Source organism: Pseudomonas sp. EYE_354 (assembly GCF_023148575.1).
Lineage (GTDB): Bacteria > Pseudomonadota > Gammaproteobacteria > Pseudomonadales > Pseudomonadaceae > Aquipseudomonas.
The window spans coordinates 15,966-29,181 of sequence record NZ_JAHXNQ010000014.1 but is presented as its reverse complement, the minus strand read 5'-3'; the positions used below and the strand labels follow the sequence as shown (position 1 = coordinate 29,181).

Below are 13,216 nucleotides of genomic sequence, written 5' to 3'. Positions count from 1 at the left end.
ACATTTTTGATTGAGGGTTTCTTTGTAAAAAAAACGATACGCAGCGGTACTGTCAGAACGTTTGCCCGATGGAGAACTGGAACACCTGCTTGTCCGCGTTCTCAGGGGTGCGAATCGGATATGCGAAATTCACACTCAGCGGCCCCAGCGGGCTGTACCAGGTCAGCCCCACGCCCACCGAACTGGCCATCTGGCTCAAGTCCACACTGCCGCAGCCCTGGGTGGTGCTCAGGTAGCACTTGTCCGAATACACCGTGCCCACATCCCAGAACACCGAAGTACGCACCGAACGGTTGTCTTTGATAAAGGGCACCGGAAACAGGTATTCCATGCCCCCTGTGATCAGGATATTGCCGCCCAGTGCTTCGGTGTCGCGGTCCGAGTAGTACGCTTGGCCAGCGCTTGAATACGCACCGGTGGCCGGCGTGTTGCGGGGGCCGAGGGTGCCGCTTTTAAAGCCGCGGACCGTGCCTTCGCCGCCGGCGCTATAGGTTTCGTAGAAGGGCAGCCCGTCGGTGGCGCCGTAGCCATTGCCATAGCCAAGTTTGGTGTGAAAGCGCAGTGAGGTGTCGTTGCTCACCGGCACATAGGCTTGCCCGGTGTAATCGACTTTATAGAAGCTCAGGTCGCTGCCGGGCACGGTCACCATCAGGTTGAGGTTCTGCGAGTGGCCGCGTGTGGCCAGTACGCCCTTGTTCAGCGTCGATTCCGACCAGCCCAGGTTGGCCTTGAAATTGGTGAATTGCTTGCCTTCGCGGTCGACAAAATCGTAGATCTCGTCGGCGCTGTAGGTGCCGGGTTCAATGCTGTCGTGTTGCGCGGTCAGGCCGAAACTCAGGCGCGAGGTTTCGTTGATCGGGTAGCCCAGGGTAGTGCCCAGGCCAAAACTGTTGATGGCGTAATAGGAAACGCCATCATCGTAGTACTTGTTGTAGTCAGTCTTGCTGTAGAACGCGTTGTAACCCAGGCTGACCCCATCAGTGGTGAAGTAGGGGTCGGTAAAGCCGATGTTGTACTTGCTCTGGTAGGACGAACGGGTCAGTCCCAGGCTGGCGGAGTTGCCGGTGCCGAGGAAGTTGTTCTGGCTGATCGAGCCGCCGAGGATCAGCCCCGAACTCTGGGCAAACCCGACGCTGGCGGTAATCGAGCCGGACGCTTGTTCTTCCACGGCGTAGTTCACATCCAGCTGATCATCCACGCCCGCCACCGCCGGGGTCTGCACATTCACTTCCTTGAAGTACCCCAGGCGCTCGAGGCGCACCTTCGATTGGTCGATCAGGTAAGTCGAGGCCCAGCCGCCTTCCATCTGGCGCATCTCGCGGCGCAGCACCTGGTCGTCGGTCTTGGTGTTGCCACGGAAGTTGATGCGATTCACGTAGGCCCGCTTGCCTGGGTCGATGCTGAAGGTGATGTCCACCGTGCTGTCCGCTTCATGCACCTGGGGGGTGCCGATGACGTTGGCGAAGGTGTAGCCCTCGTTGCCCAGGCGACGGGTAATCAAGTCAGATGTGGTGGTCATCAACTTGCGTGAGAACACCTGGCCCTTTTGCACCAGCAGCAGGGACGTGACCTGGTCCTCGGGGACTTTCAGCTCACCACTGAGCGTTACCGCGCGCACTGTGTATTTGCGGCCTTCCTGGATGTTCACGGTGATGTACACGTGCTTCTTGTCCGGCGTCATGGAGACCTGGGTCGAGGCGATATCCATGTTGATATAGCCACGGTCCAGGTAGTAGGAGCGCAACCGTTCCAGGTCACCGGAGAGTTTCTCCCGCGCGTATTTGTCGTCGTTCTTGAAAAATGACAGCCAGTTGCTGGTCTTGAGGGTGAACTGGTCGGTCAGCACCTCGTCGGGGAATACCGTATTGCCCACCACATTGATGTGCTGGATTGACGCCACTTCGCCTTCATTGATCGTGATCTTCACCCCGACCCGATTGCGCGGCTGCGGCACCACCTCGGTGTCGACCGAAGCCGAGTAACGGCCCTGGGCGACGTACTGGCGTTGCAACTCGTTGCGCACCCCTTCGAGGGTGGCCCGTTGGAATATCTCGCCCTCGGCCAGGCCGGACTGCTTCAAGCCTTTCATCAGATCGTCGGTCGAAATCGCCTTGTTGCCGTCGAACTCGATACTGGCAACCGACGGTCGCTCGACTACATTGATGATCAGCACATCGCCTTCGCGGCCCAGTTGGATGTCCTGGAAGAACCCGGTCCTGAACAGCGCGCGGGTTGAGTCCACCAGGCGCCGGTCGTCGACTTCGTCGCCGACGTTCAACGGCAAAGCGCCAAACACGCTGCCCGCAGAGACCCGTTGCAGGCCGTTGATGCGAATGTCCGAGATTTTGAAGCCTTGGGCGAGTGCCATTGAGGCATTGAGCAGCAGCGCAACCGAGCAGAGCAGGCGCGAAAAATTCATCAAGATCTTTTCCAGAATACAGCGCCGGCGCGGCCGGACGGGTGAACGTCCAGCTTAAGAGCGTGCTGCGTTTGATGCGGTTAACCAAGTGTCAAGTTAGGTAAAGGTTGGCCTGCCGGCGCCAGGCAAGGCCGATAATGTTCAACCTTCCACTGATGAGCCCGTGATGATCTCCGTACTGTTGGTCGACGATGACCAGGAACTGACTGGAATGCTGAGCCAATACCTGGCGAATGAAGGCTTCGAGGCCACCGCTGTGCACACCGGCGAGGAGGGCGAGGTGCATGCGCTGTCGGGGCGCTACAGCATCGTAGTGCTGGACGTCATGCTGCCCCGGCGCTCGGGCATCGAGGTGCTGCGGCGCATCCGCATGGTCAGCCAGGTGCCCGTGGTGTTGCTCACGGCCCGGGGTGACAACATCGACCGGATCAGCGGCCTGGAACTGGGCGCCGACGATTACGTACCCAAGCCCAGCTCACCCGGTGAACTGGTCGCCCGCCTGCGGGCGATCATGCGCCGGGTGCAGCCGGCGGGCCAGGCCACCTCGGAAGTGATCAGGACCGGCGCGCTGGTGTTGTGGCCGGGCAAGCGTCAGGCCCTGTGGCACGGCGTCGAACTGGGTGTGACCAGCACCGAATTCAGCCTGCTCGAAGAACTGGCCCGCAGTGCCGGCCAAGTGGTGAGCAAAAAAGACCTGTCCCTCAATGCTCTGGGCTGCCCGCTGACCCGCTACGACCGGCGCATCGACGTGCACATCAGCAGCATTCGGCAAAAACTCGGACCACGTCCGGACGCCAAGGCCTGGATCCAAAGTGTACGTGGCCTCGGCTACCTGTTGATCGCTGAATGAGCAAGCCCAGCCTGCTGTTCTGGAAACTGTTCCTGGCCTTCTGGCTGGCCACCACCCTGACGTTTCTGGTGGGGGTCGGCGTGCTGGAACTGGGCCGGTTCCGCCCGGGCGACCCGCATGTGCAAACGATCCTGGCGGCCCAGGAGCGCTTGTTGCAGCAGTTCGGCGTTGAGGCGGCCGGGCAACTCCTGAGCGTTTGGGAGCATCCTCCGGACGAGGCCATCGGCGTCTACGACAGCGCCGGCCAACTGCTCGCGGGTTTGCCCGTCGCGCAGCCGGTCTATGAGCGCGCGGTGATCAGCAAGGACGGCCGGACGCTGTCGATTCGCTCCACCCATGCGCCCGATGAGCGGGGCCGGCCCTGGCCGCACACGCCGCTACTGATCGGCACGCTGATGAGCGCGCTGTTCAGCGGCTACATGGCGTATTACCTGGCCTGGCCGCTGGCGTACCTGCGACGGGCGATGAGCGATGCGGCCCAGGGACGCTTTGAAACACGGGTCAAGCCGGCGATGGGCAAGCGCCGCGATGAAATCGTCGACCTGGCCGAAGACTGCGACCGGATGGCCAACCAGTTGAAAGTTCTAGTGCAGGCCCAGCAGCACCTGTTGCACGACATCTCCCATGAACTGCGCTCGCCGTTGACGCGGCTGCGGGCCGCCATCGGCCTGTTGCGTCAGGACGCCACTCGCCTGGAAATGCTCGAACGCATCGAGCGTGAGTCCGAGCGCATGGACACCCTGATCGAAGCTCTGTTGACCCTGGCCCGCCTGCAGGGGCGGCCCGAAAGCATCGAGCGCGAACCGGTGGATATCGTCGAGCTGCTGGCGATGATTGTCGAAGACGCGCAGTTCGAAGCCGGCATCAAAGGCTGTCGTGTGCAATTGCAGGCGTGTCCGCCGTTTATCGCGTATGCCAGTGGCGAGTTGTTGTACCGCTGCTTCGAAAACGTGATCCGCAACGCCGTGCGCTACACCCGCCCCGGCACCACCGTGAGGGTCTCGGCCCAGATCAGCGAAGACGCCAGTCGCCTGCGGGTGCAGATCACCGATCAGGGCCCCGGCATAGAAGACTGCCGGCTGCAGAGCATCTTCCAGCCGTTTGAGCGCGGTGCCGGGGACACCAGCGTCGGCTTCGGTCTGGGGTTGGCCATCGCGGCCAGGGCCGTGCATATGCATGGCGGCAACATTGCCGCACGCAACGAGGCGGGCGGTGGGCTGACGGTGGAGATCGACCTGCACAGCGCGCGATCTTTACACGATATTACATTGGCTTGACCGCCCTGTACGTCACGCCTGATTACACTTGCCGCCATTGAGCGAGTGGAGGTGGCGATGTTTCAGGTGCATAAAAAAGGCTTCGTGCCCGGCAAAAAGATGGTCGACGGCCTGGTGCCATACGACTTTTTTTGCGAAGACAGCCCGGCGATCAATCTGTTTGTGTTCACCGGCGCCGCGACACCGGGCGCAAGCGTGAAGGAACAGACGCTGTGGGGCTTCACCCGGCTGGAGCGCTTCGAGGCGATGACCGGCGCCCTGGTGGGCGGCAAAAAAAACGCCGGCTGGTTCCAGAGTGTCAGCGTCCTCACCGGGCCGGATCAGAACGGCACGCAAAGCGTGAAATTCCAGCGCGTGCTGAAGATCATCAAACACGCAAGCGCCACGCGCACCGTCGACTATGAAATTCTGACCGATGAAGGCGACACCTACTTCACCCGGCGAGCCGTCGCGCAAGACAGCGCGCAGACCATCATCTATTCGGCCGAGCATTAATAAATACGGCGTAATCCTGCTCCCCAATGGCCAAACCAGGCCGGAAGTGCCCGTGGGCTAAAAAATAAGGGTTGAAGCCTGTCCCCTTTTTTCACCTCGCCTGTCATTCCAGGTAAGTGAATAAAATCGAGAGCTTCCCCCAATGCCCGCAGTCCTTCCTTTGCGCTTGCGCCCGTTGCTCAAACTGAGCCTGATGCTGAGCCTCAGCGCCAGCCCGCTGTTCGTCCCCCTAAGTTTTGCCGAAGACATTGCCACCCGCCGCAACTATCAAGTACCGGCCGGCAGCCTCACCGCGGCATTGACCCGCTTCGCCGGCCTGGCGGGGGTCAACCTGTCGGTGGACCCGGCGCTGGTCAGCGGGCGCAGCAGCAGCGGGTTGTCCGGCGAGTACGGTGTGGAGGAGGGCTTTACGCGCTTGCTGCAAGGGTCCGGTCTGCAACTGCAGCCGGTGGGCGAGCAGGCCTACAGGCTGATGCCGGCGCCGGAGGGCAGCAGCCTGGAACTGGCGCCTACATCGATTCTCGGCACCACCGGCCTAGCCGATGGCGATGCTTACGCCGGCGGGCAAGTGGCACGGCGTGGCTCCCAAGGTTTGCTGGGCACCCGGGACTTTATGGAAACCCCGTTCAGCATGACCACCTACACCGCCGATGCGGTGAAGAACCAGCAGGCGCGCACCCTCGGCGACCTGATCAACAGCGACCCCTCGGTACGCGCCACCAACCCGGCCGGTGGGCGTTACGAGCAGTTCACCATTCGCGGCTTCAGCCTGTTCAACAGTGATGTGTCCTACAACGGCCTCTACGGCGTATTGCCGACCTACACCATCGACATGGAAATGGCCGACCGCGTCGACATCTTCAAAGGCCCCACCCAGTTGATCAATGGCATCTCGCCGCGCGGCAGCGTGGGCGGCGGCATCAACGTGGTGCCCAAGCGCGCCACCGATAAGGACATCACGTCACTTACCGGCACCTGGGCCTCCGGCAGCCAGGCTGGCGGCGCGGTGGATGTGGGGCGGCGCTTTGGCGAGGACAACAAATTCGGCCTGCGCTTCAACGGCGTGAAGCAGTCCGGTGATACCGAGTGGGACCATCAGAGTGTCGACCGTGAGATGGCCGTGCTGGGCCTGGATTTCCGTGGCGAGCGCCTGCGCCTGTCCACCGACATCGGCCGCACCGAGCGCGACACCGATGCGCCGCAGGAACGTGTGCAAGTGGCCGCCGCTGCGCCGGTGCCGAGTGCCAACGATGTGCGCCGCAACTACGCGCAGTCCTGGACCAAGGCCCGCACCAAGGACACCTTCGGCACGGTGAATGCCGAATATGACCTCAGTGATTCGCTAATGCTCTACGGCGGTGTGGGCGCGCGTAAAAGTAACCACGAGTTCCTGCGCCATGCGGTGTCGGTCAGCAATGCCGCCGGCGCGTTCACCGTGTCGCCGCGGGATTTTACCCGCGATGAAAACGTGCAGACCGCCACGGCCGGCGTGCGTAACTGGTTCCACACCGGGCCGGTGAGCCACGAGGTCAACCTGGCCGCCAGCTACTTTTATATGGACTTCACCAACGGCGGTGCGCGTTACGCGAACGCCACGAGCAACCTCTACAACCCTGTACAAACCCCGACGCCGAGCGTGGCCACGCGCCAGGATGCCAAGGTGTACACCGAGAATAAATTCAGCGGCGTAGCCTTGTCCGACACCCTGGGCTTCTTCGATGACCGCCTGCTGCTCACCCTTGGCGCGCGCTGGCAACGCGTGATCGTCGACGACTGGAGCGATGGCATCAAAGGCAAAACCAACTACGACGAAGAAAAAATCTCGCCGTCGGGCGGGCTGCTGTTCAAGGCCACCGATGAGCTGTCGCTGTACGCCAACTACATGGAAGGCCTGAGCCAGGGCAAAATCGCACCGTCCACCTCGAGTAACGAAGACCAGATCTTCCCGCCGTTTATCAGCCGCCAGCTGGAAGTGGGCGCCAAATACGACGCCGGTGCCTTCGCCGTGACCGCCGCGGTGTTCCGCATCAAGCAGCCGGCCTACGAGACCAACGCCACCACGCGGCTGTTCGGCCCCAACGGCAAACGCCAGAACACCGGTGCCGAGCTGAGTCTGTTCGGCGAACCGCTCAAGGGCGTGCGTTTGCTCGGCGGCGTGATGTACATCGACAGCACGCTCAAGGACACCACCAACGGCACCTACGACGGCAACCGCGCGCCGGCCACCCCCAAGTACAACGTCAATCTTGGCGCCGAATGGGATGTGCCGACCCTCGAAGGCCTGACCCTGACCAGCCGTGGCATCCATTCCAGTTCCCAATACCTGGACCCGTCCAACGTCAAGGAAATCGACGCCTGGAACCGCATCGACGTCGGCGCACGCTATGCATTCAAGGTGGATGACAAGCACGTGACCTTGCGCGCGAATGTGGAGAACGTTGCCGACAAACGCTACTGGAGTTCGGCGGGTGCCTCGGATGACAGCGAGCCGGGGTTGACCTTGTCGACGCCACGTACCTACCTGCTGTCGGCCACGGTCGACTTCTAAACGTTGCAATCAATAGGCTTTATGGGGCTGTGGCGAGCCGGCTCGCCACAAGAAGCATGCGCATGACAATGCGTCGTTAATGAGAATGTTTTTTGATCCGCTCGCCACGATATGGAATAGTACCCGCCGTTTTCCCCGGCCCGTCCAGCCGGGGTGTGTTAACGCCGAGGTCTTTGTCATGCGAATGCTGCGCTCCATCCCGATTCTTGCCGCCTGCGTCCTGGCGTGCTGTTCAAGCGTGCTGAGCGCTGCCCCCATCGACCTCAATGACGGCCAACACGCGGTGCACCTGCCCGATGCGCCCAAGCGCGTGGTGGTGCTGGAATTCTCCTTTCTCGACAGCCTCGCTGCCGTAGAGGTGACCCCCGTCGGTGCCGCCGACGATGGCGATGCCAACCGCGTTCTGCCCCGCGTGCGCCAGGCCATCGGTCAGTGGACATCGGTGGGCCTGCGCTCGCAGCCGAGCATCGAGGAAATCGCCCGGCTTAAGCCGGACTTGATCATCGCCGACCTTAATCGCCATCAAGCGCTGTACAGCGACCTGGCCAGCATCGCGCCGACCCTGCTGCTGCCGTCACGTGGCGAGGACTACGAGGGCAGCCTCACGTCTGCCGAGCTGATCGGCAAGGCCCTGGGCAAAAGCCCGCAGATGCACGCGCGCATCGCGCAGAACCGCGACAACCTGAAGAAAATTGCCGGACAGATTCCCAGCGGTGCCAGCGTGCTGTTCGGCGTCGCCCGTGAAGACAGCTTTTCTGTGCACGGCCCGGATTCTTACGCCGGCAGCGTGCTGCAAGCCATCGGCCTGAAAGTCCCGTCGGTACGCGCGAACGCCGCCCCCACCGAATTCGTCAGCCTGGAGCAGTTGCTCGCGCTCGACCCTGGCTGGTTGCTGGTCGGCCATTACCGCCGCCCGAGCATCGTCGACACCTGGAGCAAGCAGCCGCTGTGGCAGGTGCTCGGTGCTGTGCGTAACAAGCACGTGGCCGAGGTGGACGGCGACAGCTGGGCGCGCAACCGTGGCGTGCTGGCTTCGGAGCAAATTGCCGAAGATGCGCTGGCGATTCTCAAGGGCGGCAACGCCGTACTGAGCCAATAAACATGGCGCGCAGTCTCGCCGCGGCGGGCATTGTGCTGCTTGGCGCCGTGCTGTTCTGGTTGTCGTTGTACAGCTGGTCGCCGTTTACCCTCACCGCGACGGATGCGTGGAATGGCCTGGTGCACCAGGGCAGTGTGGGCGGCAACATGGCCTATATCGTCGCCCAGTTGCGTGTGCCCCGCGCGGTGTGCGCGGCGTTGGTGGGCGCGTGCCTGGGCTTGGCCGGGGCACTGATGCAGGGTATCACCCGTAACCGCCTGGCCTCGCCGTCGTTGTTTGGCGTGACGGCGGGCGCAGCGCTGGGTCTGGCGTTGTTTTCCACGGGCCTGGTGGCGCCGCCGTTTGCCGGTGGTGCGCTGTTGATGACCTGCCTGGGCGGCGCGCTGGCCTGGGTCACGGTGTTCAGCCTCGGTGGTGCCTGGTCGCCGACCACCGCCCAGGGTCGCCTGGTATTGGCCGGCGTTGCCGTGGCAGCGTTGTGTGCGGCGCTGACCCGGCTCACGGTGATTCTGGTGGAGGCGCAGGCGCAAAGCGTACTGAACTGGCTGGCCGGGTCCCTGGCCAACGTCGGTGCCACGCAGGTGCAATTGCTCTGGCCGTGTACCTTGATTGGAGGCCTATGGGCGCTGTGGTGTGCACCGCGTCTGAACCTGATCAACCTTGGCGAAGACGCCGCGCGCTCGTTGGGCGTGGGCATTGCCAGCCTGCGCCTGCAGGTGTTTGTCGCCAGCCTGTTGCTGGTGGGCGCCAGTGTCTGCGCGGTGGGGCCGATTGGTTTTGTCGGGCTGATTGCGCCGAATATCCTGCGTCAGTTCATGGGTAACGACTACCGCTGGTTGATGCCGCTGAGCGCGGCGCTGGGCGCGGTGATCGTGCTGGGTGCCGACCTGCTCAGCCGCGCGGTGGCGTTTCCGGTGGAGACCCCGGCGGGGGTGGTTACCGCCTTGATCGGCGCGCCGTTCTTTCTGTTTCTTGCCAGGCGCGCCCTATGATCCGTCCACGTTTTCGCCTATGGCTGCTGTTTGCCCTGTTGCTGCTGGCCGCCTTCGTCAGCCTCAGCGCCGGCACCCTGTGGCTCAAGCCGGCGGCCGTGATCGACCGCCTGCTGGCCCACGATGCGCTCGATTTTGAAGTGTGGAACCACCGTCTGCCGCGCAGCTTGATCGCGATCCTCGCGGGGTGCGCGTTCGGCCTGGCCGGGGCGATTGTGCAGGGCGTTATCCGCAACCCGTTGGCCTCACCGGAAATTCTCGGTGTGACTCAGGGCGCAGGGCTGGCGCTGACCGTGGCGATCATCAGTTGGCCGCAGTTGCCGATTGCCTGGCTGCCAGCGGTAGCCTGCCTGGGCGGGGCAGGGGGCGCCGTGCTGCTGGCGTTATACAACACCGGCGTGAGTTTCTCCGGGGCGCGTTTTGCGCTGTCCGGGGTGGCGATTGCGGTGACGTTATCCAGCGTCACCGAGTTTCTGATCCTGTCTCATCCGCTGGATATCAACACGGCGTTGCTCGCCCTCACCGGCAGCCTGTGGAGCCGCAACTGGCACCATGTGGCGCTGGTGTTGCCGTTTCTGCTGCTGATCCCCCTGGGGCTGTGCCTAGCCAAACCGCTGAACCTGATCGCCCTGGGCGACGAAGCCGCCCACAGCCTGGGCACCGCCCTGGGCCGTACACGCGGCTGGGCGATGGTCTGCGCGGTGCTGCTCACCAGCCTCGGCGTGGGCGTGATCGGGCCGATCGGGTTTATCGGCCTGGTGGCGCCACACATGGCGCGCCGGTTGGTGGGTGGGCATCACCAGTACCTGTTGCCGGCGGCGATGCTGATCGGCGCGTTGCTGCTGGTGCTGGCCGATACCCTCGGGCGCACGTTGATCGCGCCCAGCGAAATCCCCGCCGGGGTGCTGACGGCAGTGATCGGCGCGCCGTATTTTCTTTGGTTGCTGGCACGGTTCAAGGGCTGATCACATGAGTATTCTCCAGGCACGACAGCTCGATATCGGTTACGGCGCGACGCGCATCGTGCAAGGGCTGTCGTTTACGCCGCCGGTTGGCAAGGTCACCGCATTGATCGGTCCCAATGGGTGCGGCAAATCCACCTTGCTCAAGGCTTTTGCACGCATCCTCACACCCACCCACGGCGAGCTGACCCTGGACGGCCACGCCTACGCCAGCCTGTCCGCGCGCCAACTGGCCCGGCAGATCGCGTTTTTGCCCCAGGTGTTACCGGTGCCCGAAGGCGTCAGCGTGCGCCAGTTGGTCGCCTATGGGCGCAGCCCGCACAACTCGCTGTGGGGCCGCCTGAGCGGCAACGACCAGTCCCGTGTGACCCAGGCCATGCGCCGCCTGGAGCTGGACACGCTCGCCGACCGTGCCCTGGCCGACTTGTCCGGTGGCCAGCGCCAACGCGCCTGGCTGGCCATGGTGCTGGCGCAGAACGCCCCGGTGGTGTTGCTCGACGAACCCACCACCTACCTGGACATCAGTCATCAGGTCGAACTGCTCGACCTGATGGGCGAACTGGCCGCCGAGGGCAAGAGCGTGATCACCGTGCTCCACGACATCAACCAGGCCTGCCGCTACGCCGACCACCTCGCGGTGATGCACGCCGGCAAGCTGGTGGCCGATGGCGCGCCCGCGGCGGTGATCAACGCCGATTTGATGCGCCAGGTCTTTGAGGTGCAAGTGCAGATCATCAATGAGCCTGTTTCCGGTACGCCGATGTGCGTGGTGGAAAAAAGCACCCGCACTCACGACTCAAGCCGTGTGCAATGAGGACGCGTTGAATCTGGCTGATCGAGGCCGCACCGGCCTTACCGTTTAGATGGGCCCAGGTTGATGACGTGCTTTTGGGTAAGCCTTGTTCGCCCAGGCGATATCGTCTGCACTGAGCATCGCGTTTCTTGAGTGAAAGGTGTTGTCGGTACTCCATGAGGGGGCGATGGAGTAGTGCATGATCGAATCCGGGTCGTAGCGCGAGAAATCGTAAATGTCGCTGCGAGGCAGCGGACGAAAGTTGGTCTGCAGCTCAGATTGATCGAAGAGCCGATCAAGGTTGGGCCGGTTCCACGGGATATTCGCGTCGGGATGCTGGTGCTCATGGTGGGCACCCAGCATGTGCCCGAACTCGTGCATGACGGTGACGGCGAATGAACTGGTGCCAGGGTCTGCCGGCAGGCTCATGGTCGGTGCGTAGGGGGGGGCGTTTTTCGCATCGGTGCCGATCATCGACCTGCCACCGTGGTCGCCAGGCAGGTTCTGTGTGATACGAACGTCACCGTCTTCCCCGCAGACGAATTCGAATGTCAGATTGATATGGGGCAGCCATTCGCTGGCGGCCTTTTTCACCGCCAGCACATAAGGGTCATCCATGGCGTAGTCGTACAGGGCGATTTTCAGGGTGCTGTTTTGTGGCCAGTATTTGCCAGGCTCACCCACGCTGCGTTTGCCGCGTGAGAGCGGTTCGGGCTGAGCGGCACTGTCGGGGGCTCGGGCAGTGGGCGAGGGCAATGGATAGGCAGGCGGCGAGATCATGGCGTTTTTCTCCAAGGCGTCAGGGAAGAGTCTTGCGCATAGTTCGTCCAGACCCCGGGGATGGTTCCGTGGGAGGGGGACGAAATGATGTTCTTGCCGGTCTTTATTTGCGGGGGGGGGCAGTCAATTTGGATAGGGTGCAGGCCTGCGCTCAAGGACTTTTCCATGACCGACCTGCTTCCCAGGACTCGACGCGCGCCCAAAGGTGAAAAACGCCGCGAAGAGCTGTTGGAGGCAGCCCTGCAGGTGTTTTCCCTGGAAGGCTGCAGCGGCGGGTCGATGGCCCTGATGGCGGCGATCGTGGGCATTTTGGTGGCCGGGTTGCTGTCATCACTTCTCTCATAGCCATCACCGTCACGTGTACCGCTGTCGGCCTCGTTCTTGGCGTTCAGGCGAATGTCCTGGGACGACGCTCGTCACTTTTCTGCCGATAATAGTTCGTCTTGAACGCAACGTTTAAGCGATGGTTAATTGCAACTACTTAACACTTTTTGCTGTTATCAAGTTCGGATAATTGTACTAACGATGGGTGTAAGTGATGTCTATGTGATATTTCGTGATGGCATTTTGAGCCAAAAAAATGCATGGGGTAAGGCGATTATTGCGCTTAAAGGTCAAACGGAAGCTAATTTTTGCGCTAAATAAGAAATATTTCATTACGCTTTTGAACTTGAACTAAACCTACCAGTCGATTGGCTTAAGAAAATAGATGGCGGCATGGCGAATGAATGGCTCTGCGCAGTAGTTCTAAAAGGCCATGTTTTATACACGCTGTCATACACAACGCTTTGGTGTAGGGTCTTGAACCCATTCAAGGCCCCCTTGAGCTGTCCGGCGTTTTTTATCGGGAGAATTGTTTATGAAAAGGCTCCGTTGGATGCCAGCTTTATGCTGGGTATTGCAGTGAGTGACGCGGCCATGGCGGCGCACGCCACGGACGCGGATGCCACCTTCGACTGACCGCCAACGTATGTCCCCGGCGGGAGCGAGCAAGTGCGCTG

General features: G+C 62.1%; 11 protein-coding genes and 1 pseudogene. 10 read left to right on the top strand and 2 right to left on the bottom strand.

From position 1 onward, the window contains the following. Nucleotides 1-52 precede the first annotated feature (52 nt). Nucleotides 53-2,419: an outer membrane protein assembly factor BamA gene (bamA, locus tag KZX66_RS19100; protein WP_248082191.1), complete on the bottom strand. Its 2,367-nt coding sequence runs from the start codon at nt 2,417-2,419 to the stop codon at nt 53-55. 166 nt (nt 2,420-2,585) lie between these two features. On the opposite strand from bamA, the gene KZX66_RS19095 reads away from it, so the two are divergent. The 8 genes from KZX66_RS19095 (at nt 2,586) to fecE (ending at nt 11,456) form a co-directional block, all read left to right on the top strand. After that, complete coding sequence (locus KZX66_RS19095) at nt 2,586-3,269, top strand: response regulator transcription factor (RefSeq protein ID WP_248082189.1); 684 nt, start codon at nt 2,586-2,588, stop codon at nt 3,267-3,269. Continuing rightward, a complete protein-coding gene (locus tag KZX66_RS19090; protein WP_248082188.1) occupies nt 3,266-4,546 on the top strand; it encodes an ATP-binding protein in 1,281 nt (426 codons plus the stop codon). Before KZX66_RS19095 ends, KZX66_RS19090 begins: the two co-directional genes overlap by 4 nt. Before the next feature lie 57 nt (nt 4,547-4,603). Beyond that, complete coding sequence (locus tag KZX66_RS19085) at nt 4,604-5,041, top strand: hypothetical protein (RefSeq protein ID WP_248082186.1); 438 nt, start codon at nt 4,604-4,606, stop codon at nt 5,039-5,041. Between the two features lie 142 nt (nt 5,042-5,183). After that, the gene (locus KZX66_RS19080) at nt 5,184-7,589 is read left to right on the top strand and encodes a TonB-dependent receptor (protein ID WP_248082184.1); all 2,406 of its coding nucleotides are present in this window, start codon (nt 5,184-5,186) and stop codon (nt 7,587-7,589) included. Nucleotides 7,590-7,773: 184 nt separating this feature from the next. Beyond that, a complete protein-coding gene (locus KZX66_RS19075) occupies nt 7,774-8,688 on the top strand; it encodes a Fe(3+) dicitrate ABC transporter substrate-binding protein FecB (protein ID WP_248082513.1) in 915 nt (304 codons plus the stop codon). 2 nt (nt 8,689-8,690) lie between these two features. Continuing rightward, nucleotides 8,691-9,680, top strand: coding sequence for an iron-dicitrate ABC transporter permease FecC (gene fecC, locus KZX66_RS19070; RefSeq protein ID WP_248082182.1), 990 nt, complete (start codon nt 8,691-8,693; stop codon nt 9,678-9,680). Then, complete coding sequence (locus KZX66_RS19065; RefSeq protein ID WP_248082181.1) at nt 9,677-10,645, top strand: iron chelate uptake ABC transporter family permease subunit; 969 nt, start codon at nt 9,677-9,679, stop codon at nt 10,643-10,645. The genes fecC and KZX66_RS19065 overlap by 4 nt, the downstream gene beginning before the upstream one ends. 4 nt (nt 10,646-10,649) lie before the next feature. Then, nucleotides 10,650-11,456: a Fe(3+) dicitrate ABC transporter ATP-binding protein FecE gene (gene fecE / locus KZX66_RS19060; protein WP_248082179.1), complete on the top strand. Its 807-nt coding sequence runs from the start codon at nt 10,650-10,652 to the stop codon at nt 11,454-11,456. 45 nt (nt 11,457-11,501) lie between these two features. Here fecE and KZX66_RS19055 read toward each other — a convergent pair whose 3' ends face one another. After that, the gene (locus KZX66_RS19055; RefSeq protein ID WP_248082177.1) at nt 11,502-12,215 is read right to left on the bottom strand and encodes a M12 family metallopeptidase; all 714 of its coding nucleotides are present in this window, start codon (nt 12,213-12,215) and stop codon (nt 11,502-11,504) included. 165 nt (nt 12,216-12,380) lie between these two features. On the opposite strand from KZX66_RS19055, the pseudogene KZX66_RS19050 reads away from it, so the two are divergent. Together KZX66_RS19050 and KZX66_RS19045 are read left to right on the top strand one after the other, a co-directional pair. Beyond that, a pseudogene (locus KZX66_RS19050) lies at nt 12,381-12,542 on the top strand (TetR/AcrR family transcriptional regulator); the annotation flags it as partial. 474 nt (nt 12,543-13,016) lie between these two features. Further along, nucleotides 13,017-13,175: a hypothetical protein gene (locus KZX66_RS19045; protein WP_248082175.1), complete on the top strand. Its 159-nt coding sequence runs from the start codon at nt 13,017-13,019 to the stop codon at nt 13,173-13,175. Nucleotides 13,176-13,216: the final 41 nt, after the last annotated feature.